Origin of the sequence: Microcoleus sp. AR_TQ3_B6 (assembly GCF_036702785.1) — a bacterium.
GTDB lineage: Bacteria > Cyanobacteriota > Cyanobacteriia > Cyanobacteriales > Microcoleaceae > Microcoleus.
Genome location: NZ_JAUBVJ010000028.1, coordinates 34,804 through 59,825, shown reverse-complemented (window position 1 = coordinate 59,825; position 25,022 = coordinate 34,804). Strand labels below are relative to the sequence as shown.

Genomic DNA, 25,022 nt, shown 5'->3' with positions numbered 1-25,022 from the left:
AGAAGGAAGAAGGAAGAAGGAAGAAGGAGGAAGAAGGAAGAAGGAAGAAGGAAGAAGAAGGAAGAAGGAAGAAGGAAGAAGGAGGAAGAAGGAAGAAGGAAGAAGGAAGAAGAAGGAAGAAGGAAGAAGGAAATAATAATTTGTCAGTAGTTAACGACTAACCAACAACGACTAACCAATAACTATGCCAGAAATATTACAAATCTCACAATTAGGAAATCCCGTGCTGCGCCGCCGGTCGCAAGTTGTCGAGAATATTAAGGACGATCGCATTCAACAGTTGATTGACAGCTTAATCTTTACAGTACAGCAGGCAAACGGAGTGGGGATTGCCGCCCCTCAAGCGGCTCAGTCCGATCGCCTGTTTATCGTCGCATCCCGCCCCAACCTGCGCTATCCCCAAGCACCCAACATGGAGCCCACAGCGATGATTAATCCCCGGATTGTCGCTGCATCAACAGAGACAGTCAAAGACTGGGAAGGCTGTTTGAGCATTCCGGGGATTCGGGGATTGGTGCCGAGAAGTAGGGCGATCGAGATAGAATACACCACTAGAGACGGCAAACTCCACCGACAAGAATTGACAGACTTTGTAGCCCGAATTTTTCAACACGAACACGACCATTTAGATGGAATCGTGTTTTTAGACAGAGTGGAAAGCACCCAGGAACTGATGACTGAGGATGAGTACCAGCAGCAATTTGTCAAGCTGCTGTAGCCGCAAGCCTTCAGGGTAGAAAGCCCCGGGATTTATCCGTGGGGTCAATTCTTCAATTATCCAATCTAAAATCTAAAATCTAAAATCTAAAATCTAAAATCGATGGAATCGTGTTTTTAGACAGAGTGGAAAGCACCCACGAACTGATGACTGAGGATGAGTACCAGCAGCAATTTGTCAAGCTGCTGTAGCCGCAAGCATTCAGGGTAGAAAGCCCCGGGATTTATCCGTGGGGTCAATTCTTCAACTATCCAATCGAAAATCTAAAATCTAAAATCTAAAATCGAAAATCTAAAATCGATAGATGAGTATGAGCAGCAATTTGTCAAGCTACTTTAAGCAAAAGCATCCAGGGTACACGCCCCCGGATTCACCCGTGGGGTCAATTCTTCAACTATCCAATCGAAAATCGAAAATCTAAAATCTAAAATCTAAAATCGATAGATGAGTACCATCAGCAATTTGTCAAGCTGCTCTGACAGTTTGTATAATCGTTATCAGTAATATTACAGATTTTGCACGCAGGAGGGCGAATGTCTATCAATTTGGAAAAAGGCGGGAGAATCAATCTATCGAAAGAAGCACCCGGGCTGAAAAATGCCGGGATTGGTTTGGGATGGGATACCAATGCTACAGACACCGGCGCAGCGTTTGACTTAGATGCTTCCGTGTTTATGTTGGGGGCTACTGGCAAAATTCCCGGCGAAAAATACTTTGTTTTCTACAACAACAAGGAGTCGCCCGACAATTCTGTAATACATCTGGGAGATAGCAGAACCGGAGAAGGATTTGGCGATGATGAAACCGTTACAATCGATTTAACCAAAGTCGATCCGGCGGTGCAAGAAATTGTGTTTGTGGTAACAATCCACGAAGCAGAATCGAGAAGGCAAAACTTCGGTCAAGTGCGGAATGCTTTTATCAGGATTTATGACACTACTACTAACACAGAGGTAACTAAGTACGATTTGGACGAGGATTTTTCTAGGGAAACTGCGGTAGAGTTTGGCAGACTTTACAAGAAAGACGGCGAGTGGAGGTTCCAAGCTGTAGGACAAGGCTATAATTCAGGCTTGCAGAGCTTTGTAGACAAGTATGCCTGATCGGAGGGCGATCGCTCTCAGCTAAATAAATCGAGGGGAAATTCGGAAGCAGGAATGTTTCCCTCGATTTTAAGCCAGACTCATGAGGTGATAAACCAGATGGGAATTCAATTAAAGAAGGGAGAAAGATTTAATCTTTCTCAAACATCTCCTAATTTAACAAAAGTTGCGATCGCCCTGGGTTGGGAAGTAGCAACTGAACTAAGTTTATCTGACTCAAACCCGCAAAGCTGCGATATCGATGCCTCGGTTTTTGCATTAGGTTCTGATGGCAAAATCCCCGATGAAAGATACTTTGTATTTTACAATAACTCGCATTCGCCGGACGGAGCGATCGCCCATTCGGGAGATAATCAAACAGGTCAAACTCAAGGGGATGACGAGACAATTTATGTAGACTTAGAAAAAGTAACGGCTGCTGTTGAAGAAATGGTTTTTGTGGTCACGATTCACGACGCACACGCTAAACATCAAAATTTCAGCAAAATCAGAAATGCTTTTATCAGATTGTACGATCGCCAAACCGGCAGCGAACTAGCGCGGTATGATTTAACAGAAGCTTTTTCTGAAGAAACAGCAGTGGAATTTGGACGGTTGTATAAAAAAGATGCAGCTTGGAGATTTCAGGCAGTAGGACAAGGATATAAAGCAGGGTTGCAGAGTTTTGTTGAGAAATATCATTCAGAGACTAAACAGCAAGAAAAGCCAGCAAAACGTACAGTAGAACTGCCTAATTTACCTCTTCCTGAACACAGCCACAAAACTCAGAAAGCTATAGCATTAGACAAAAAGCTTGAGGAGAAAGCGCCGCACATTTTCAATCTCGCTAAGAAAGCCGATATCTCCCTCAAGAAAGCAAATCTAACAAATCACAATGCTCAAGTAGCACTTTGCCTCGATATTTCTGCTTCCATGTCTTCCCTGTACCATTCAGGAAAAATTCAGCGTTTGGCCGAGAAGATTTTGGCTTTGGGATGTCGGTTTGATGACAACGCAGCCATCGAAATATTTCTGTTTGGAGTCAACCCCCACAATCCCGGTGAAATGTCGATCGACAATTTCTCAAACTTCATCCACCATATACTGCAACAGTATCCTTTAGAAGGAGGTACTTACTACGGTAAAGTGATGAAGGAAATTAGAAACTTCTATTTTCCTGACGCTCTCGGTAGCAGGCGCTACGCACCTATTAAAGCCGATCGGCCTGTCTACGTCATGTTTGTAACTGATGGAGAAACTGCGGACGAATGGGAAAGCAAGCAGCAGCTACAATGGTCGTCCCGCGAGCCGATATTTTGGCAGTTTATGGCAATCGGCAAGTCGCAGAAAGATGTCAAAAGTAAGGGAGCTCGCGGGTGGTTAGCAAGAGCCGTAGCGAGCGATTTTAGCTTTTTAGAACAGCTTGACGAAATGGGATCGCGCTACCTAGACAACGCCGATTTCTTCAGTTTAGAAGACCCGGAACATATTGCAGATGAGGAATTATACGATTTGTTAACAGCAGAATATCCGCATTGGGTAAAATCAGCGCGACTCAAAAATCTCTTACCCTAGAAACAGCTTTTGCAGCCAACCAAATAAAATGCTAGCTTATGGCAATCATTCTACTTCACTAGGATTTACGCAACTGGCACTATTAGTAAGGTGTGTCAGACACCAAAATTCTCGATAATCAGTCTAGAACTTCGCCTGACGCACCCTAAAACTCGATCGCGCTTGTGACACTTTGCCTTAGTCCCGTTCACTATAAACCTTACAAAATCACAAAACTATGGCTATCAACTTGACAAAAGGACAATCGATCGTTCTCAGCAAAAGCGAATACGACTTGTCCAGACTGACAATGGCTTTGGGCTGGGATGTAGCGAAAGTTAAAAAAAGTATTTTCGGTCGCAGCAGCGGTGCAAATTTTGACTTAGATTCCTACGCTATGCTGCTGGGAGAAAATGGCAAATTAAATAACTACAAAGAGGATGTAATTTATTACTCTAATTTGGAGTCAAAAGACAAAGCAGTTGTTCACTCAGGTGACAATCTTACGGGGGCGGGAGACGGAGACGACGAACAAATATTGGTGAAACTGAGCTCTTTGTCAGCACAATATCACAAAATAATTTTTGGAGTTAATATTTACAATGGGAAAGAGAGAAAACAGCATTTTGGCATGGTAGAAAATGCTTTTGTGAGAGCTGTAGACGCCGCCGGGAAAGAAATAGCTCGCTATCGCTTGTCAAACGACCCTTCTTATGAAGGAAAATTAAATATGTTGATGGGAGAAGTTTATCGAGAAAGCGGCGAGTGGAAATTTAAGGCTGTGGGAAATCCTTTGGCTGAAGATTTTAACGGTGTTGTCGGTTCGTTTATCCGGTGATAAGGAATGAGAATTAAATAACTTCCACTCTTGAAAGTGGGACGGGCGGGACGCCCATCCCACAATAATAATTAAAATTGTAAGTTATTTAATTCGCGATCCTAAGTAGGTCAACTTAATCGTAAAACGCCCTGGCTGTTAGATAGCCGACTTCTTTAAGAAGTCGGCTATCTGCGTGTTCTGGTTAATTTAATCCTGATTCAGAAAAAGCCCGATTGATTTCTGAAGCGACATTTAACTGGGAAGACCAATGTTGCAGGTAAACCCTATCTAACGAATCTGCCTGAAGTTTCATCACTCCTAGAATATCTCGCCATTGCTTGTCTGACTGAAATCTTGACATTCTGTACCAAATGAGTTTTTGCAAAATTATATCTTCGGGGCTACAAATATAAAAGGTTAATTCTGGTCTGTCGTCTGGGTAGAATTGCTGTCGGCGCGAGATCTGAGATTGTTCGTATTCGCGATCGGGTTTAATCAAATAAATGTCTGCTTTAATGGCTGTCTCTAGATGGATGACGTTGAAACTTGAACTTCTCCCCCTCAAAGCGTCTTCAACTGCAATATCGCTGATGTAGAATTCGCTTTGCATTGCTTGCATGAGGGACTGAGTTTGTTCTTTTCGGATGCTGATAGCAATGTCTGCATCCTGAGTAGATCTGGGTTCGCCGTGAGCGGAACTAGCAATTGAACCGCCAACATAGTAGGGAATTGACAGTGTATCTAGGATGTTACCAATTTTAGCTGCTAACCAGATCGGATCTTGCATTACAAGTTTTGTCTCTAGTAATTGGGCAATTTCAATAAATTCTTGTCCTAAAGTTGCTTTGATAAACTCTTGTTTGAGGTAGATGGAATCTAATTGAGGGTTGCGTTTTTTGATTCCCGACAAGGCTAATTGGCGGCAGCCCCTCGTGGCCGCACAGGCTAACGCTAATCTCTTTGCGGGTTGCATTTGCCTCCACAGATTAAACTGGATGATTTCTGCCTCAATACAGGTGTCTGATGCTTGAGGTTGATATTTAGGTTTGAGGGTAACTGACTCACTTAAAATCATGTGCGATCGGTGGGTTAGTTAAATAAACAAAAACATTAGAACTGCCGCGATAATTATTATTTTAAATGTCATAAATATTAATATTTAGCTGCAGATAGCGAGTTCCCCGACTTCTCTAATAAATCGGGGAGGTGAACTGAACTAAAATATTTTACGAATCTTTAACAGGTCGCATTGTCGGGAACATCACCGCATCTCGGATGCTTTGAGTATTAGTTAAAAGCATCACCAATCTGTCTACACCGATGCCCATTCCCGCACAATTAGGCATTCCCAAAGATAGCGCTTGAATAAAGTCTTCATCCATTGGATGCGCTTCATCATCGCCCGCATTTTTCTGTGCTAGCTGTTCCTCAAACCGCTTTCTTTGCTCTTTCGGATCGTTCAATTCTGAGAATCCGTTTGAGTATTCTGTACCGTTGATAAACAGCTCGAAACGTTCTACAAATCCCGGCTTGCTGCGGTGTCCTTTTGCTAAGGGACTGACTTCGACAGGATAGTCGAGGATGAATGTAGGTTGAATTAGTTTGGGAACAACTAATTTGTCAAAAACCGCATACAGCACGTAGCCTAAACTCTGTTTTTCTAACTTAGACAGGTGCAATTCTAGTTTGGTTGCGGATTCGATCGCACTTTCTAGATCCAAACTGTCAAAATCCAATCCGAACTCGTCCCTGACAGCTTCTACCATCGTTTTCACTTGCCAGTGTTTGCCGCTGAAACCGGGATACTTTTCGCTGTAATCGAACTTACGTTCTAAACTAATCCTTTCCCCCTGATTTTCAATTTCCTTGACATCCCCAAATACAGCCGCCGCCGCGAAACAAATCACATCTTCGACAACTCCTAAAATATCGAATACATCAGCATAAGCTTGGTAAACTTCTAAAGAGGTAAACTCGGGATTGTGCGTGCTATCAATGCCCTCATTTCTAAATGCTTTACCCAGTTCAAACACTCGCTCGAAACCGCCGCAAATTGCTCTTTTTAAGAACAGTTCTGGAGCCACTCGCAAATACAAATCCACATCCAAAGCATTGTGGTGAGTGATGAATGGCTTAGCAGCAGCACCGCCATAAATAGCTTGCAGTGTCGGCGTTTCTATTTCGTAAAAATCGGCTTGCCAGAGATAGGAACGGATGCTTTGGACGATGCGGCTGCGCAGCATAAAACGGTTGAGCGCATCTTGGTTGCTTGCCAAATCCATTTCGCGGTGACGGCGGCAAACTTCGGGGTCGTTAATTCCGTAATAAGCATCGGGAAATTGAATGGTAGCTTTTGATAAAAGCTTTAATTCCCTCACTAAAATAGAAAGTTCTCCCCTGGGGGTGCGGCAGCCGATACCTTCGACGCCGACAAAATCGCCGACATCGAGCAATTTTTTAATTTGTTCAAAGCTCAAACCGATTTCGCCGGTGACGATTGCTTTCTCGATTTTGAGTTGAATTTTGTCTGTGGCGTCTTTTAAATCGATGAAACCAATTTTGCCGCTGTCTCGCTTGGAAGTGATGCGACCGGCTAATCGCAGGGAAATTTCTTCGGGGTCACTTTCTCCGTTTTGGAGTTCTTTTCCCGGCTGACTAAATATTTCGCGAACAAGCTTGGCTGTGTGCGATCGCGCGTAGGATTCACTGGGATATGGTTCTATGCCTTGCGATCGCAGTTCCTCTACTTTTTTACTGCGGGCTTCGGCTTCACTCAGAGTCATTAGTTATTGCCTGATTAAAATTACAAATATCTTACATCTTGCACTATTCTCGCGATTGTGCACGGCCCGGCAGGCGATCGTGTCCGCCCCACAAGAAAATTCACTCATTGTGGAACAGGCCCGAAAGGTCTGTTCGTGACAAAGCTGCAAGATGTCAGAAACACCAAACTCTATCTTGACACTCCCCTGGCTGAAGCCGAGGGGATTCTTAATTCAGCGACTGACCTTAAAATGTTCTGTCCTTGCGGCAATTCTTAAACCTTTCAACCGTGAGGATACCACCAATTGACGAGCCTAACTCAGAAACATCCCAGCGGATCTATCTCCAAAAGCGTACTAGGATATTTCCCTAGAGTTCGGGTATGCCCTACCCTACTTAACAATTCGAGCGTAAAAAAGTTTGTGTTTGCTGGATTGAAACCTACATTTTCGGTTTCGACTGTTTATAGTGTTTTCGTCGCACTTTGTCCCCCAGTTTATGCCTAAAAGTGTGTCTCATGTCCCGTTTCACGATGGCAAGGGAGTTTAACCGTGACCGTTTCAGTTTACCATACTGTCCCGTCGTGTCCAAAACTTTTCACGAAAGTTTTTTGAATTGAAAAGATGAGATTTTAGATTCAGGACTGGGGTAAAGAGAGCAGGCAGGATAAATCCTGTAACGCCCTTTCATCCCCGGACTGAAGTCACGGGGTTTTCAGGGTATTCCTTATAACAATTTGCGATCGACTGCACAAAGCGGCCGAAAGATTAAAAAATTAAGTTGTCTGTCGATCGCAACTGGTGAGATGATATGTAGTGCAGCCTCACGGCAGTTCCACAGAAACTGAACAGCAGAGACGCGAGCGATCGAACTCGGCTCATCGCACCTCTGTCAGAATCGACCACACACACTCTCTCTTACATATAAAAACCAGAATTATGGCTGTTGCAACCCAATCACTCGAAGAACTCTGCATCAACTCTATCCGCTTTCTGGCCATCGATGCGGTAGAAAAAGCAAAATCAGGACACCCGGGACTGCCGATGGGCGCTGCCCCTATGGCCTTCGTGCTGTGGGATCGGTTCATGCGGTTCAACCCCAAAAACCCCAAGTGGTTTAATCGCGATCGCTTCGTCCTCTCCGCCGGCCACGGCTGTATGCTGCAGTACGCCCTCCTGTACTTGACCGGCTACGATAGCGTCACCCTCGACGACATCAAGCAATTTCGCCAGTGGGAATCCAGAACCCCCGGACACCCCGAAAACTTCATGACCCAAGGCGTAGAAGTTACCACCGGCCCCCTGGGACAAGGAATTGCTAATGCCGTCGGTTTGGCAATGGCAGAAGCTCACCTCGCTGCTAAGTATAACAAGCCCGACCACACAATTGTTGACCACTACACCTATGTAATTTTGGGTGACGGCTGCCAAATGGAAGGTGTTTCTGGCGAAGCTTGTTCTTTGGCCGGACACCTGGGACTCGGCAAATTAATTGCCTTGTACGATGACAATCACATTTCAATTGAAGGCGACACAAGCTTGGCCTTTACTGAAGATGTGGGCAAGCGTTTTGAAGCTTACAACTGGCACGTCATTACAGTAGACAATACCGCTCTAGACGAAGATACTAACCTAGAAGCAGTTCACAAAGCTATTGAAGAAGCCAAAAAAGTCACGGACAAACCGTCCATGATTAAAGTCCGCACCATCATTGGTTACGGTTCTCCAAACAAGCGCAATTCTTACAGTGCTCACGGTGCTGCTTTGGGTAGCGATGAAGTGAAAGCAACTCGCGATTTCTTGAAGTGGGAACACGCACCGTTTGAGATTCCTGAGGATGCTTTGTCACACTTCCGCAAAGCAGTTGATCGCGGTGCTCAAGCTGAGCAAGAATGGCAGAAAGCTTTTGATGCTTATAAAGCAGCCTATCCCGCAGAAGCAGCAGAATATGAGCGCACCGTTGCCGGCAAACTTCCTGAAGGTTGGGATAAAGTTTTGCCGACATACAAGCCGGAAGATAAGGCAGATTCGACTCGGAATCATTCTGGAAAATGTTTGAATGCTTTGGCAGGTGTCCTACCTGAATTGATCGGCGGTTCCGCTGACTTGGCATCTTCTAACATGACTTTGCTCAAGGGTGAAAAAGACTTCCAAAAAGGTCAGTACGAAGGACGTAACTTGCGGTTTGGTGTGCGGGAACACGGCATGGGTGCGATCGCCAACGGTATGGTCCTGCACGGCGGTTTAATTCCTTACTGCGCAACGTTCTTGGTATTTGCTGACTATATGCGGGGAGCAATTCGCCTCTCTGCACTCTCGGAAGCTGCAGTTATTTATGTAATGACTCACGACTCCGTAGCCTTGGGCGAAGACGGCCCCACTCACCAACCGGTGGAAACTATCGCTTCGCTGCGAGTAATTCCCGATTTGTTGGTAATGCGCCCAGCAGATGGTAACGAAACATCCGGCGCTTACAAAGTGGCAGTTGAAAGCCGCACTCGCCCAACTTTAATGGCTCTGTCGCGCCAAAACTTGCCCAATTTGGCTGGAAGCTCGATCGAAGGAACAGCCAAAGGCGCTTACATTTTGTCCGACGACGGCGGCACTCCCGACATCATCTTAATCGGCACCGGCGGCGAAACATACCTCTGCGTTGATGCCGCTGAAAAATTGCGCGCCGCAGGCAATAAAGTGCGGGTAGTTTCGATGCCTTGCTGGGAGTTGTTCGACTTACAAGATGCCGCTTACCGCGAATCTGTACTGCCGAAAGCTGTTACTAAGCGGTTGGCAGTTGAAGCAGCTTCTAGCTTCGGCTGGGGACGTTATTTGGGTTCCGAAGGCGACAGCATCAGCATCGACAGATTCGGCGCTTCTGCACCGGGCCCAGTTGCTTTAGAAAAGTTTGGCTACACCGTTGATAATGTGGTAGCTAAGGCTCAGGCGCTGTTGGGTTAATAGCAGCAGCATAATTTTTGGTGGGGCGGGCTTCTGGCTCGCCCCATTTTTTATAGAAAAAGGAAGAATGGAGGCAAGGGATTCGCAGGCGAGAGGATGTAACGGATGTAACGGATGGATCAAAGGAGGCTTTAGTTATCGAGGAGAGAAGGCTTTAGTTATCTACAAGATAAAAAAGAAGGAAGGAAAAGCTAAAATCTCAAATCTCAAATCGGAATATTGGGTTTCACTTCGTTCTCCCCAACCTAGAGCTCGCTACAGCTAGCGAATCATGGAGAATTGCTATATTAATACTTACGGAAGAAAAGCCAGTTTCTAGGACAATAGTCGGTTTGGCAACGAGGCATCTACCCAGAAACCGAGTTTTTAGCCCCCGGTGCGTCCAAGACTGTATATTTTAAAAATTTGAGAGAGGTTATAAGTAATTGGGTTAAATTACCAATTACCAATTACTCATTACCACTTCTCGATTACCCATTCCTGATTACCCATTCCATTTATGATGATTTGGAACTTTTTAAATCACCTGTTATTCACCGAAAATTATATTCCTCACGGCTACTGTTACCTTTGGCAGCGAGAGCTACTCGCGCTCCACATAGTGTCAGACTCTATCATTGCCATGGCGTACTATTCAATACCGATCTCGCTAATTTATTTTATGCGTCAGCGAAAAGACTTACCCTTTCGCAACATATTTTGGCTGTTTGCAGCCTTTATTATCTCCTGCGGCACTATTCATATAATGGAAGTTTGGACGCTTTGGCATCCTGTTTATTGGGTTTCTGGCAGTCTGAAAATTATTACCGCCGCGATTTCTGCCTACACCGCTTTTGCATTAATTCCTTTAGTTCCCCAAGCATTAACTCTCCTCAGTCCAACTCAATTAGGGATGATAGATTCAATCCTGCAAAAAGAAATCCTTGAACGCCGAGAAACGGAAGCTCGCTATCAAACTTTAACTGAAGCTTCGCCGGTGGGAATATTTTATGCAGATGCTGTTGGAGACTGCTTGTATGTCAACGAGCGCTGGTGTCAAATTTCGGGAATTACCTGCAATGAAGCTTTGGGCAAAGGGTGGTTGCAAGGCATTCATCCAGAGGACCGCGAGCGGGTTTTTACTGAATGGTATAGCCTCGCGCCGGAGAAATTGCCGTTTAAATCTGAGTACCGCTTTCAAGGCATTAATCAAACTCAAATCAGTTGGGTATTCGGTCAAGCTGTAGGTCAAATCGGAGAAAATGGGGAGGTTAAAAGTTATGTGTGTACTATTACTGATATTACAGAACGCAAGCAGGTAGAAGAGGAAAATCGACGGCTCAATGAAACTCTGGAGCATCGAGTTGCCGATCGCACTGCTCAAATTGAAATTTCCAACCACAAATTGCAAAAAGAAATAGCCTACAGCGAAAAAATTGCGATCGCTTTGTTGGAATTGACCCAACTGCAAAATGCCATTCTTAATAGCGCTAACTACACAATTATTTCTACAGACCCCGACGGTACAATTAAAACATTTAATCGGGCGGCCGAGCAACTTTTAGGTTATTCGCGAGAAGAAGTGGTGGGGAAAGTCACGGTCGAAATAATTCACGATCCTCTGGAGGTCGCTAAAAGAGCTGAAGTTCTTTCTCAAGAATTGGGAGTGAAAATAGAGCCGGGAATTGAAGCCTTGGTTGCCTTGCCGCGCCGGAAAATCGCTGACGAAAATGAATGGACTTACATTCGCAAAGATGGTTCGCGGTTTCCGGTACTGCTGTCGGTGACTGCCTTATTTGACAGCAATGGAAATATTAACGGTTTTTTGGGTATCGGCCAGGATATTAGCGATCGCAAACAAGCTGAAAAAGAGCTGCGCGACCTGACCAATGCCTTGCAAAATGCGGTGGAAGGCATTTCGCGACTGGACAGTGATGGACGCTACGTGAAGGTTAACCGAGCTTACGCTCATAAATGCGGTTACGAACCGCAAGAAATGCTTGGCATGAAATGGCAGCTCACCGTACATCCGAGCGATGTTGAGATGATGATCTCAGCTTATCAGGAAATGCTAACTTCTGGCCAAGTAGAAATTGAAGCTAGAGGCGTGCGGAAAAATGGGTCGTTTTTTTACAAGCAATTAACGATGGTAAAAGCTTGCGACGCACAAGGGATATTTAACGGCCACCACTGTTTTATGAAAGATATCACCGAGCGCAAACTAACTGAAACAGCTTTGCTTGAAAGCGAATTCAAGTACAGGCAAATAGTTGAATTAGCAGAAGAAGGTATTTGGGTAATTGACAGCAATGCCCTCACGACTTACGTCAACCACGCAATGGCGCGAATGCTCGGCTATAGTGAATTAGAAATGTTCGGGCGGTCGATTTTTGATTTTATGGACGAACAGCAAAAACCACAAGCTATTGATAATTTCCAGCGGCGCAAGCAAGGTATTGGTGAACAACACGAATTTAAATTCAAAACCAAAGACGGCAAAGATATTTGGACTGATATGTCTACCAGTCCAGTCATGGACTCTCAAGGTAATCTGCTGTCTTGTTGCGCCTTGGTTTACAACATTACAGCCCGCAAAGAAGCAGAGCAGCAAATGCTGCAACTTACAGAAGATTTGAAGCGTTCCAACGAGGAATTAGAACAATTTGCTTATGTGGCTTCCCACGATTTGCAAGAACCGCTCCGAGCCATTACCAGTTACACTCAATTGCTGGCCCAGCGCTATCAAGGAAATTTGGACGATCGCGCAGATAAGTATATTAATTATATTGTCGATGGCGCGACCAGAATGCAGCAGTTAATTAACGATTTGTTGGCGTATTCGCGCCTGGGAACCAGGGGTCAGGAGTTTGAGCCGGCCGACTGCAAGGCGGCTGTGCAGCAAAGTTTGTGTAATTTGCAAATTGCGATCGCCGAAAAGAAAGCTGTCATCACCTGCGACGCGATGCCAACCGTAATGGCGGATGAATTTCAACTGGTGCAATTATTCCAAAATTTGATCGCCAACAGCATCAAATTTTGTCGCCAAGATATCCCCTTGATTCATATCGCTGCCTGCAGGCAAGAGAGCGAATGGGTGTTCAGCGTCCGCGATAACGGCATTGGCATCGCTCCGGAGTATGCCGATCGCATTTTCATCATTTTTCAACGCCTGCACTCGCGCCGCCAATATTCCGGCACAGGCATAGGTTTGGCAATGTGCAAGCGAATTGTTGAACGCCACGGCGGGCGCATCTGGGTGGAATCTCAGGAAGGAAAAGGAGCGACTTTTTACTTCACTATTCCTATAATTAGTACCTGAAGCCTCAAAATTCAATTTTTTTTATAATCAATAAGGATACGCCGGTTATGAGCGATCGAAGCACTGTTAGACCCAGAGAGATTCTGCTGATTGAGGATTCTCCCAGCGATGCCGATTTGGCAAGAGAAGCTCTAGGTCAGGGTAAAATATTGAATAACCTGCATTTTGTGGAGGATGGAGTCGAAGCAATGAAGTTTTTGCGCCGAAAAGAACCCTATCTCAGGGTACCCCGTCCCGACTTAATTTTGCTTGATTTAAATTTGCCCAAAAAAACAGGCGTAGAAGTGCTCACAGAAATTAAGAGCGACCAAAGTTTAAAACTAATTCCAGTAGTGATTCTCAGCACTTCAGCCGCCCAAGAGGACATTATTCAGTCCTACTCGCTGCACGCCAACTGTTACATTACCAAGCCTGTAGATTTCGTACAATTTACTAAAGTAATCAGGTTAATTGAGGAATTCTGGCTGGCAGTCGTCCAACTGCCTGTAAATTAAACGAACAGATACTTGGCTGATGAACGATATAATTTTTTTAAAACGTCTTGACATTCTGCTGGTGGAAAATTCGCCCAGCGATGCTGATACCATTAAAAAAAAATCTAACTGTAGCCCCGCGAGCTCAACCCGGATAGTCATCACTCATTTCCCTATCTAAAATCCTTCGATGCCTCGCTCTCGCGCCCCCGTCTCAAATCTCAAATCTCAAATGCTATGACAAGCGAATTTCAAAGGTGGTACCCGCCACGTGATTTATCCGTGGAATCAATCCAAAATCCAAAATCGAAAATCCTCAAGAAAGAGCATTTACCCGTGGGGTCAATCTAAAATCTAAAATCTCAAATCTAAAATCGATTGACTTGGCTTGAGAAAGTCTGGCGTCAAGGAATTTTTTTAACAAGTTGCACAATACGAGAAGATGGGGTGTCAGCAATGAATTTTTTAAAGCAAGAAGGTTTGTATGTGGACGTACCCCCTCCCGATTTAATTCTACTGGACTTGAATTTGCCTAAAAAAAGTAGTTGAGAAGAGTTGGGAGAAATTAACTCAGCACCCAAGTAAAAAATGATTCCGGTGGTAATTATGACAACCTCAGCAGCCGATGAAGATATTCTCAAGTCTTATGCCCTGTTAGCCCGGTGCTACATGGCTAAGCCTGTCGATTTTAGTCAAGTAGCTAAGCTGGTGAGATGGATTGAGGATTGGTGGCGGGTGGTGGTGACAGTTCCCAAATAATAATTTTCAAGTTGAAAATGGCAAGGGAAAGCAAAAAAGTTTAACCTGAGATTGGTAGAGTAAAAATTTTACAGTCAAAAACGTCTAAGCTATGTGGATTAAGATTCTGTTAGTAGAAGACAATCCTGCTGATGCTGATTTGCTTGCAGAACTGTTAGAAGTATCTGTGGGCGTCCAGTGGGAACTGGTGTCGGTTGAGTTCCTGCATGAGGCGATCGCACAATTGTGCAAACAACCCTTTGATGTAGTTTTGCTCGACCTTTCTTTGCCGGACAGCCGCGGTTTGGAAACCCTAACTCGCCTGCGAGAAGTTGCCCCGGATACGGCAATGGTGGTAATGACGGGCTTGGATGATGAGGCGATCGCACTTGAATCAGTTCGCTTGGGAGCTCAAGATTACATTGTTAAAGGTCAAATTACTACTCAATTATTAGTGCGGACGATCCGCTACGCGATCGAACGATCTCAAACATTTCAAATGCTGCGGGAAAGCGAACGGCGTTTTCGGGCGATTTTTGACTCTTCGTTTCAGCTAACAAAGCTGCTGACTCCCGAAGGAATCGTGCTGGAAGTGAACGAGACAGCCCTCGAGTTTACAGGAATGCGATTGGAGGATATTGTCGGCCGGCCGATTTGGGAAATGGCGATTTGGGCTCAGTCGCTACAGGTTTGCGAACAATTGCAATGCGCGATCGCCTCATCAAGTCGCGGTGAGTTTTTCCGCAGCGAAATCGACTTGTTAGCCAAAAGCGGCCAACTTGTGACAGTTGATTTCTCACTGAAACCTGTTAAAAATGAGACTGGACAAGTTTTGCTGCTGATTGCTGAAGCCCGTGACATTAGCGATCGCAAACTCGCGACAGCCGAAATTCTCAAATCACTCGCACGAGAAAAGGAACTTTCAGAACTGCGAGCTAAATTTGTCACAATGGTTTCCCACGAGTTCCGCACCCCCTTGACAACGATCCAATTTTCGGCTGGATTGCTGCAAGATTACAGTTCTCAGTGGTCAGAAGATAAAAAATCTACTCATTTTGTGCGGATTCAATTAGCCATTAAACGGATGACAGAGTTATTAGAAGATATCCTCGTAATTGGCAAAATAGAAGCAAATACCTTGCAGTTTCAACCGGTTCCCTTAAACCTCGAAAAATTTTGCCGTCAACTGGTAGAAGAGCAGCAGCTCAACGACAGCAACCAACACCCGATCATTTTTCAACATGAAGGCGGCAACTGCTACGCTCAAATGGATGAAAAACTCCTGCAGCAAATGTTGGGAAACGTCCTCTCCAATGCCCTCAAATATTCTCCCGTTGCCAGTACAGTTTCCTTGCACCTCAACTGTCAAAACAAAGAAGCTGTTTTCCAAGTTCAAGACCGGGGTATCGGGATTCCTCAAGCCGATCGAGAGCGGATATTAGAAACTTTTTACCGAGCTACAAATGTCGGTACAATTTCGGGAACAGGCCTCGGTTTAGCAATTGTGAAAAGGGCTGTGGAGCTTCACGGCGGCAAACTCGCGATCGACAGTCAAGAAGGAAAAGGCACAACTTTCACTATTACCTTGCCTTTGATTTGCGCTAGCATATAACAACTGAATTAGAGAAGAAGGCAGAAGCAAGAAGGAACTTCGGCAACGGATTCGCTTTCAGAGGATGTAACGGATATAAGGGAGGTCAGGAATAAGCAAGAAGAAGGCTTTAGTTATCGTCACGAGAGAAGGAAGAAGTAATCGACCGCATGGGGAAAAAGTCATTAATAACGTTCTCAGCGTCTTGGCGGTGGCTATATAAACTAAAAACATCCGCAGCTCAAAGCTAAATCCAGTTCATAAATAAACAAAATTGTCAAGTGTGTAAAGGCAGTTTTTTCCCAACAAACTACTAATTAAAAGGAGCAATAACGGTGGCAAAGATTTTGGTAATTGAAGACGAAGAAGCGATTAGAGAAAATATTTTAGACTTGCTGGAAGCCGAGAATTTTGAAGGAATTGGAGCGATTAACGGTAAAGTCGGCATCAAACTGGCGATCGAACAAATCCCGGATTTAATTTTGTGCGACATGATGATGCCGGAAGTAGACGGTCACGGCGTCCTCAAAGCCTTGCGCTCCGAACCCATAACTGCCACAATTCCATTTATTTTCCTCACAGCCAAAGCCGATAAAAGTGACATTCGCACGGGCATGGAACTGGGAGCAGACGATTACATTACTAAGCCTTGTACGCCGCAAGAACTGCTAAAAGCAATTGCTATTCGGCTTGAAAAACAGAAAACAATTAGCAGGAAATCTCAACAAACGCTAGACGAATTGCGCACCAACATTAGTATGTCGCTCCCCCACGAATTGCGGACTCCTTTGAATGCCATTATGGGTTTTTCCGAGCTAATACTGTCAGAATATCACGTCTTAAAGGAATCAGATATCTTAGAGATGATCGGTCAAATTCAAACTTCCGGTCATCGCTTGTACAGGCTGATTCAGAACTTTTTGCTGTATGCAGAACTGGAGATAGCAGCCACAAATCCCGAACTCCTAAAGGAGATGCGCAATAGCGAATTTAGCTGCGTAAAATCTTTGCTGACTCAAAAAGCGCTGCAGCAAGCGAAACACGCGAATAGATCAGACGATTTACAATTAAACTTGCAGGATTCGTCGGTAGCTATTGATTCTGTGAGACTCGCAAAAATTGTTGAAGAACTATTGGACAACGCCTTCAAATTTTCTTTAGAAGGAACGCCAGTTTTCTTAAGCACTTTGGTGGAAAATCAGACTTTTATTCTGTCTGTAAAAGACCAAGGTCGCGGCATGACTGCCGATCAGATTTCACAGCTAGAAGCTTATAGGCAGTTCGATCGCAAACTTTACCAACAAGCAGGTTTGGGATTGGGTCTGGCTATTGTTCAACGCCTTGCAGAATTGCATGGAGGAAAATTTAAAATAGAAAGTTTGCCGCAGCAACAAACAATAGTTTGCGTTTCCCTGCCTGTCTAAACAATGATTAGACCTGTTTCAAAAAAAAATGCAACTGTAGGCAAACTCCCAACCCTTATGGAATAAGTTATTCCCAAATCTCAAATCTCAAATCTCAAATGGTATTATGCAGGAGGGATAACCCGTTTGAGACACCGCTGCATATAAATTTGAGCTACGTTATCCCTAGGGTTGATTTGCAAGCACCCCGAAAACAATCTTGTAGCTTCGACACACCTGTCACTATTGTAGAGTACCAAAGCTTGCTCAAAGAGTGTCTTGGTCTCTAACTTTTTCTGTCGTAACTCTGGCGGATCGGCCGCAAATACTTCATAAACTGTTACCATTAGCGATTTGCCTTTAACTGTTACCTGATCGATCAGCCTCAAATCATAAAGATCGTTCAACTCAATAAAAGTATGCTGAGTAATTAACATCGAAACTCCATACTCTTTCGTCAAATCTTCCACGCGGGAGGCTAAGTTTACCGCATCGCTAATCACCGTGCTGTCCATCCGACTTTGGCCGCCAACCGTGCCTAACATCAAAGAACCCGTATTGATTCCAATGCCAATTTGTAGCGGCGGACAATCGGGTCGATTGCGACTAATATTATACTCGTTAAGCTCTTCTAGCATAGCAATTCCCGCTTTCACAGCATCGTCCGCACTGCCATCAAACAGCGCCATAATCGCATCGCCAATGTATTTATCAATAAAACCAAAATTTTGAATAATTGCCGGTTCCATCCGCGACAAATAAGCATTAATAAATTGAAAATTTTCTGCAGGAGTCATCGTTTCAGAAAGAGAAGTGAAATCGCGAATATCTGAAAACAGCACCGACATTTCTTTCTGTACCTGATCGCCTAATTTTACTTCCAGAATACTTTCATATCCGAGAAAGTGGAGAAATTCGTGCGGCACAAACCGCCCGTAAGCATCTGTTAATTTTTCTTCCGCTGCTAAAGCTTTTTGCAACTCGTTTGTGAATTGGCGGCGCTCGGTTTCTACCTCTTGACGCTGTGTGATGTCTTGAAAAGCCGCGATCGCGTAAACTACGTTTTTCCGTTCGTCGTAGATTGGAGTCGCCCAAACCTCGATCGGCACAATCTTGTCCGGGCGGTGGATTTCGGCATCGTCAACCCGCACCACTTCTCCCCGCAACGCCCGCATAATCGGTTGGAGATCGATCGGATACAGCTCATTGCTTCCGGCGCAGTAAGTTTGATAAACTTCCGACAAATTGCCAGGAACAACATCAGAAACCAAGCTTTTACCCAATATTTTCTGAGCCCAAGAATTTATGTAGCAAGGTTTCCCCATACCATCTACGACAAATATACCCACCGGCACCGCTTCCAGCAATTGAGTCAGCCTATTTTCGCTTTCTAACAGCGCTTCATTTAAATTTTCTTGAGCTACCAAAGCTTTTTCTAAATCATTCGTAAACTTGAGCCGTTCCACATCTACCACTCTTCGCAAAGTAATATCCTCAGCAAAACCCTGATAGTAAAGCACTTCACCGCTAGCATCAAAAACAGTGCGCGCGTCCTCAGAAATCCAGATAATACTGCCATCTCGGCGGTAAACTTCCGACTCAAACTCAGACAGAGTACCGTACTTTTCCATCAGCCGGAAAAACTCTTGACGGCGGTTAGGTTCCACGTATAATGGCCGCTCCATATCATTAACACTTGCGATCAATTCTTCAGGGGAATCATAGCCGTAGATTTGAGCGAGAGCAGGATTAGCACTAATCAACTTTCCGTCAGTTGCAGTCTGAAAAATACCTTCAAGAGCATTTTCAAATATTCGGCGATACTTCTCTTCAGCTTGGACAAGCGCTGCTTCAGCTTGCTTTCGTTCCGTAATATCAGTAAAAGCAATAATTCCGTAGGAAATATCCCCGAGAGAATCATAAATAGGAGTTGCCCAACTCTCCACCGGAATAATCTTGTCGCCCGTCCGAATTTCTACACCCTCAGTCCGGACACTTTCGCCCCTCAGCGCCTGCATAATTGGCAAGTCTTCCACGGGGCATCTCTGATTAGTTCCGGTTTTATAGAATTGATAAATTGCTGCTTTCTGCTCCGAATTAATATGTGGCACAGTACCTTTGCCAAATACCTCCCGCGCCTTCTGATTTGCGTAAAAAGATTGACCGTTCGCATCAAGCACGCACACGCCTAAGGGCATAGCTTCCAGGTATTGCGTCAACCGACTTTCATTTTCGTGGAGTTTGGCAATCAGCATCGCTTGCTTGCGATTTAATTTGGTCAACTCCTGATTCATCTCTTGAAGTTCAATTTGTTTTTCAGCTAATTTTTGATCTTGAAAATATCTGTATATTGCCTCAGTAGCAGTTAATTTTAAGTCATCACATTGCCAAGGTTTAGGTATGTATCGGTACAATTTAGCATAGTTAATAGCATTAACTACCGCCTCCAAGTCAGCCTGCCCCGTCAGCATAATCTTGAGAGTGTTCGGCGAGATAGCATGAACGCTCCTTAATAGCTCGTCTCCTTTCATATTAGGCATGATATGATCTGAAATAACCAAAGGAACTTCATACTGTTCTGCTAAAAGTTCTGACAGCAACTCTAAAGCTTCTTCGCCGCTTTGGGCTGTTTCAATTAAATATTTATCTTCAAAGGCTTTTAGCAAGTCTATTTCCAGACTATCCAGTATAGTCTGCTCATCATCCACACAAATAATGACTGGTTTTTTCATAAATTTGCTAGACCCGACTTGATCGCTTTAATTAATTGTTGATTTTCCCAAGGTTTTTGTATGTAAGCATGAAGATTTGCTTCAAATTTTGTTCGTTCGATTGCTTCATTGTCGGCTTGTCCCGTCAGCATCACTGTCACAATGTGCGGGTATTTATGATGAATTTTAATCAGCAACTCATCTCCTTTCATTCCGGGCATCAACCAATCAGAGACAATCACTAGAATCTTAACCTCAGCTTCACATAGCTCTTCAATAATCTCTAGGGCTTCGACAGCACTTTCAGCAAATTCGCAAAGATATTTACCGTTAAATGCCTGTTGCAGTTCAATTTCCAGACTTTCCAACACCCCTACTTCATCGTCAACACACAAAATGGCTGATTTAGACATCGCTAGTTTCCTCGTTTAGTTTGGGGGGGTGAACCCCGATTGGTAAACACACCGTTTTCCCAATTCTACATTCCGCGCGGATAGACTGCAAATTATTAGCCCCAGACTTCACTCTGGGGCGCTTTACCTACTCTGTTAAATTAATCGGCAAAGATACTGTAAATACAGTTTGACCGGGAACCGACTCCACATCAATTTTACCCTGATGTTTTTCAATTATTTTTTTGACAATATCCAATCCCAACCCGCTGCCTTCTCCTGCTGGTTTGGTAGTAAAAAACGGCTCAAAAATTTTAGGCAAAATCTCCGGTGGAATCCCCTTACCGCTGTCATTAATTTTTACCATAACGCTGGTATCTTGCTGTAGAGTCTCAATTATTAAAGTTCCTTGATTGTCCATCGCTTGTAAGGAATTGTGAATTAAATTTGTCCAAACTTGATTTAGTTCGTCCGGATAACACAGTACCGCAGGCAATTGAGCTTGATAGTTTCTGACGACTTCCACACCCTGTTTGATCTGGTTCTGATAAAGAGTTAATACAGTTTCAATTCCGTCGCTAATATTCACCTGTATTTTTTCCCCATTTACATCGTAACGTGCATAATTCTTGAGGGCAAATACGACTTTTGCAGCCCGTTCAGTAGCGGTAGCGATGGTTCGGGCGCTTCTGTGAATGCTAGCAAATTCGTAGGCTGTTTTTATAATATTTTCGCTGTCAGGGTCTTTGAGCAACGGCAAGAATTCTTGCAGATTTCCCAGCAATCCGATATTGACTAAAATGCTAGCTAGGCTGTCAGCATTTTCAATCCCTTCCGACTCTAGTTGCTGCTTTACGCCTTTTTTCAATCCCCGTTTTTCTCGCGTAGATAAAGAGTAAGTTTGTTGGCTGGAACTGTACATCAAACTCACGAAATCCTGCTGGCGTTCGGTTGACAGTTCTTTAAAAAAAACTGGCAAACTTTCGAGATTGTTATCCAAAAACCTTGTAATATTTCCAATAGACGATCGAATCGCCCCCAGTGGCGTATTAATTTCGTGAGCAATGCCCGCAATTAGTTGCCCTAAAGCCGCCATTTTTTCCGATTGCACTAATTGATTCTGAGTTGCTTGCAGTTGGTCTAAAGTGACGGTCAGTTCATCGTTTTTCTGTTGCAGCTTTTTTTGCAACTGGCACATGGCTAAATGGGTTTCTACTCTAACTAGAACTTCTTCCATCTGAAATGGTTTGGTAATATAATCTACCCCGCCCACAGCAAAGGCTTTGACCTTATCTAGTACGTCATTAATCGCGCTAATAAAAATTACCGGAATGTTGCGAGTGCGTTCATCAGCTTTTATTTTTTCGCAAACTTCGTACCCATTCATTTCGGGCATCATAATATCCAGTAAAATCAAATCGGGAGGCATACCTTTTGCCGCCGAAAGCGCTAACTCCCCGCTAGGTACGGGGCGGACTTTATAGCCCTTGCCATTCAAAATTCCGGCTAACAGCCTCAAATTAGCTGGGGTGTCGTCAACTACTAAAATATTACCGCGATCGGTGATAGGAAGGTCGTTATTCATGTGATATTGCTTGAGAGATTAACTTTAAAACTTTCTCGTACTCGAAATTTTCTATACAATTCGCGATCGCATTGGCGGTTAATGCATCCTTTAATCGAATTTCCTCGATCGAGCTATCAATTAAATCCATATCTGCATTCAGTATGGCCAGCTTTAAATCAGCTACCAGCGAATTAGGCAATTTCACGAAATCAGCCGCAGTCATTGCGCGATCGCCCTCTTTGATTGCCAATAAATTAGCTTGACCCCGATCTTCATAAATATAGCGCACTCCGATATGTTTGTGCATAGCATCGAAAATATCTGCTTCCCGGAAAGGTTTCCGCATAAAATCATCGCAGCCCGCCGACAATATAACTGCCCGTTCTTCCTCCAAAACGCTCGCAGTCAGTGCAATAATTGCAGTAGCTTGACCTTTAATAGTGCTTTTAATATATTGCGTTGCTTCGTAGCCGTCCATCACGGGCATCCTCATATCCATCCAAATTAAATGCGGTTCCCAACTGTCCCAAATCTCAATAGCTTCTTGACCGTTAGTAGCTTCTTTCAGTTCAAAACCCAGAGGATTGAGAAGTTTAATTAGCAGTTGGCGATTTAGCGGTTTGTCGTCTACTATCAAAATTCTATAGGTGGGTTGGTTGGGTTCCAGGGCAATAACATGGCGGGTCGGTTTCGGGCTCTCAATATCAGCCTCCTCGACCGCGATCACTTGAATGTCAAACTTAAAATTAGTTCCCTTGCCAACAGCAGAACAGACGCTCATTTCGCCACCCATTAATTCCACAAATTTGCGGCTGATTGGCAATCCCAAGCCTGTACCTTCTTGCGAATCTCTTCCGGTTTGGGTTTGCACGAAAGCTTCAAAAAGATTGTTTAATTCATGGGTAGCAATACCCGGACCAGTATCTTCGACTTCAAAATGCAGGAAGAAGGAATAGGCAGAATCTGCCTCGTCATTTTGGGTGGCAAAATTCGCGTTTTTAGATGGGCTTAATTGGGATATTTCCAGATTATTACTGGCGGGAACTTCTTTACTTATTATTTTTTCGCACCGATAAACTATTTCTCCTGCTCCATCGTGATTCCTGCCTGATGGCTGCTTGCTAACTCTGACCGATACACCGCCCTCATCGGTAAACTTAAGAGCGTTATTGAGCAAATTAATTAAGATTTGCCGCAACTTTAACTCGTCACTTTCAACGTATTGTGGCACGTCGGGACTGCGGTAAAAAATTAACTGCAATTGCTTGTCATCTGCTTTGAGCTGAAACATATCTTCCAAGTCGTTTAGCAGGCGATAGAGGTCGAATTTTTTGGGATTGAGGGTGGTGCGCCCAGATTCAATTTTAGATAAATCGAGCACGTTATTAATTAGGGTGAGCAGGTGTTCTCCGCTGCTGCTAATTATGCTAATATTTTCTTGATGTTCTGGCGATAGGGTTTGGCTGCGAGTCATCAGTTGGGAAAAGCCGAGAATTGCATTGAGAGGCGATCGCAATTCGTGGCTCATGTTAGCAAGAAAGGCGCTTTTAGCTTGATTCGCTACTTCCGCTTTGTCTTTAGCTACAGCCAATTCTGCCGTCCGCTCTTGCACTCGGTGTTCTAAAGTTTCAAAAGATTGTTGCAGTTGTTGAGCCATGCTGTTAAATGACTTGGCTAATTCCCCCAATTCGTCGGAGCGTTCGATTTCTACTGTTTTGTCCCATTCACCTTTAGCAATATTCTTGGCTGCTGTATTTAAGCGCAAAATAGGATTTGTTACCCAGCGAGAAGTCAGAATGCCGATCGCCACCGCTAGTCCTAAAGCTGCAAAACAAAGCAAAACCGCTGTGCGGGTATTAGCCTCAATTTCTTTGGTGAAATCTGCTTCGGGCACAACTACGACAATCAGCCAGTCTAAACCTTTGCCGTCTTGGAATGGTAGAACTTTTACAAATTGTCGCTTGCCGTCTATTTCAAAATTTAAGAGATAGGAAGTTTTAATTTCCTTTAATTCCCCAAAACGAGCTGCTACATATCTAACTGTAGCTTTAGTCCAGGGGTCAACACTCTCTTCTGCTTTGAACAGTTCTTTTTTATTATCTTTGGTACGGAATGGTTGTTCGCCAGTTGAAGTTGCCAGTAACGTACCATTCTTTTCGACAATAAATGCTTGCCCGGATTTCCCAATTTTGAGAGTGTTTAAAAATCTCCCAATATGGTCTAGACGCAAGGCAGAAATTAATACTCCTTCTAGCTGATTATTCTTGTATACGGGTTGGAGGGCGCTGAGTATTAATGTCGGTTCTAGAAACGAAATATAAACGGAACTCCAAGTTGGTTTGCCCACATTAGCCGCATTTTGGTACGAAGGATGTTTGCGGATGTCAAAGTTTTTGACAACTGTGGCTACGCTAGCCCGATCGCCTGTATCATTAGTATTGTAAGAATAAAAATCAAAACCAGTAGATTTGCCTGACACATTAATCCTTAGAGAGCCATTTGACAGTTTTTCTCCGGTTCGATAGTCTCCATACTTGTTGCCAACGGAGGTAAAATTGATATAGGGATATAATTGTACTTGCCGCCAAAGATATTTTTCCCAAGCTGATAAGTTTTCCATCTTTAACAACCCGAGCAAGACAGCATCCAGCTTGCTTTGATTGATTTGATGGGGAGTTGTCACGTAAGCTTGCAGGTTTTGCTCGACACGCAAACTCACCTCGCTCATTAACTGACTGGCAAGGTTATTAACTGCTTTTTGTCCGTTCCTAAAAGACAGATATCCTACGAGTCCCACGGCTCCTACGATTTGCAGTATAAATGGAACTATGAGAACAGTTCGCAGCGGTAATTGGTCTAAAATTTTAGAAACCATAAGATTGAGAGGTTTGGTGAACTTAGTCTAGAATCGTCCTTCCATAACCTGTCTTAACAGCAACACCATTTACTGCCGACTAA

Annotated in this window: 17 protein-coding genes; 10 read left to right on the top strand and 7 right to left on the bottom strand. The window is 44.1% G+C overall.

Annotation, left to right across the window (positions count from 1 at the left end; genetic code table 11):
* Positions 1-184: 184 nt before the first annotated feature.
* From def to QUB56_RS15735, 4 genes are all read left to right on the top strand, one after another.
* Entirely contained in the window at positions 185-718 is a 534-nt protein-coding gene (gene def / locus QUB56_RS15750) for a peptide deformylase (protein WP_332956307.1), read from the top strand.
* Positions 719-1,251: 533 nt separating this feature from the next.
* Positions 1,252-1,821, top strand: coding sequence for a TerD family protein (locus QUB56_RS15745; RefSeq protein ID WP_332956305.1), 570 nt, complete (start codon positions 1,252-1,254; stop codon positions 1,819-1,821).
* Positions 1,822-1,920: 99 nt separating this feature from the next.
* On the top strand, positions 1,921-3,375 hold the full coding sequence (locus QUB56_RS15740; protein ID WP_332956304.1) for a TerD family protein: 1,455 nt from the start codon (positions 1,921-1,923) through the stop codon (positions 3,373-3,375).
* Between the two features lie 217 nt (positions 3,376-3,592).
* Positions 3,593-4,192 carry a TerD family protein gene (locus QUB56_RS15735; protein WP_332956302.1) on the top strand — a complete coding sequence of 200 codons (600 nt, stop codon included), beginning with the start codon at positions 3,593-3,595 and terminating at the stop codon, positions 4,190-4,192.
* 184 nt (positions 4,193-4,376) lie between these two features.
* On the opposite strand, the gene QUB56_RS15730 is transcribed toward QUB56_RS15735, so the two are convergent.
* The 3 genes from QUB56_RS15730 to QUB56_RS15720 all read right to left on the bottom strand — a co-directional run bounded on the left by QUB56_RS15730 (position 4,377) and on the right by QUB56_RS15720 (position 7,842).
* Positions 4,377-5,249 carry a hypothetical protein gene (locus QUB56_RS15730; RefSeq protein ID WP_332956301.1) on the bottom strand — a complete coding sequence of 291 codons (873 nt, stop codon included), beginning with the start codon at positions 5,247-5,249 and terminating at the stop codon, positions 4,377-4,379.
* 151 nt (positions 5,250-5,400) lie between these two features.
* Positions 5,401-6,957: a lysine--tRNA ligase gene (gene lysS / locus QUB56_RS15725; protein ID WP_332956300.1), complete on the bottom strand. Its 1,557-nt coding sequence runs from the start codon at positions 6,955-6,957 to the stop codon at positions 5,401-5,403.
* 747 nt (positions 6,958-7,704) lie between these two features.
* Positions 7,705-7,842 (bottom strand): hypothetical protein, encoded by a 138-nt coding sequence (locus QUB56_RS15720; protein ID WP_332956299.1) that lies wholly within the window; start codon positions 7,840-7,842, stop codon positions 7,705-7,707.
* Positions 7,843-7,875: 33 nt separating this feature from the next.
* Here QUB56_RS15720 and tkt point away from each other — a divergent pair, with 33 nt between their 5' ends.
* The 6 genes from tkt to QUB56_RS15690 all read left to right on the top strand — a co-directional run bounded on the left by tkt (position 7,876) and on the right by QUB56_RS15690 (position 17,415).
* Positions 7,876-9,891 carry a transketolase gene (gene tkt, locus QUB56_RS15715; RefSeq protein ID WP_332956297.1) on the top strand — a complete coding sequence of 672 codons (2,016 nt, stop codon included), beginning with the start codon at positions 7,876-7,878 and terminating at the stop codon, positions 9,889-9,891.
* 499 nt (positions 9,892-10,390) lie between these two features.
* Positions 10,391-13,189, top strand: a complete 2,799-nt coding sequence (locus tag QUB56_RS15710; protein WP_445243357.1) for a PAS domain-containing sensor histidine kinase — start codon at positions 10,391-10,393, stop codon at positions 13,187-13,189.
* Between the two features lie 47 nt (positions 13,190-13,236).
* On the top strand, positions 13,237-13,683 hold the full coding sequence (locus QUB56_RS15705) for a response regulator (RefSeq protein ID WP_332956294.1): 447 nt from the start codon (positions 13,237-13,239) through the stop codon (positions 13,681-13,683).
* A 585-nt stretch (positions 13,684-14,268) separates the two neighbouring features.
* Complete coding sequence (locus QUB56_RS15700; protein WP_332956292.1) at positions 14,269-14,421, top strand: hypothetical protein; 153 nt, start codon at positions 14,269-14,271, stop codon at positions 14,419-14,421.
* A gap of 91 nt (positions 14,422-14,512) precedes the next feature.
* Complete coding sequence (locus tag QUB56_RS15695) at positions 14,513-16,012, top strand: ATP-binding protein (protein WP_332956291.1); 1,500 nt, start codon at positions 14,513-14,515, stop codon at positions 16,010-16,012.
* A gap of 314 nt (positions 16,013-16,326) precedes the next feature.
* On the top strand, positions 16,327-17,415 hold the full coding sequence (locus tag QUB56_RS15690) for a response regulator (protein ID WP_332956290.1): 1,089 nt from the start codon (positions 16,327-16,329) through the stop codon (positions 17,413-17,415).
* A gap of 104 nt (positions 17,416-17,519) precedes the next feature.
* Here the strand turns inward: QUB56_RS15690 and QUB56_RS15685 are convergent, their stop codons facing one another.
* The 4 genes from QUB56_RS15685 to QUB56_RS15670 all read right to left on the bottom strand — a co-directional run bounded on the left by QUB56_RS15685 (position 17,520) and on the right by QUB56_RS15670 (position 24,939).
* Entirely contained in the window at positions 17,520-20,126 is a 2,607-nt protein-coding gene (locus QUB56_RS15685; protein ID WP_332956288.1) for a PAS domain S-box protein, read from the bottom strand.
* Positions 20,123-20,518 (bottom strand): response regulator, encoded by a 396-nt coding sequence (locus tag QUB56_RS15680; protein ID WP_332956287.1) that lies wholly within the window; start codon positions 20,516-20,518, stop codon positions 20,123-20,125. Before QUB56_RS15680 ends, QUB56_RS15685 begins: the two co-directional genes overlap by 4 nt.
* 127 nt (positions 20,519-20,645) lie before the next feature.
* Entirely contained in the window at positions 20,646-22,082 is a 1,437-nt protein-coding gene (locus tag QUB56_RS15675) for a response regulator (protein WP_332956286.1), read from the bottom strand.
* Positions 22,075-24,939, bottom strand: a complete 2,865-nt coding sequence (locus tag QUB56_RS15670) for a response regulator (protein ID WP_332956285.1) — start codon at positions 24,937-24,939, stop codon at positions 22,075-22,077. The genes QUB56_RS15675 and QUB56_RS15670 overlap by 8 nt, the downstream gene beginning before the upstream one ends.
* Positions 24,940-25,022: the final 83 nt, after the last annotated feature.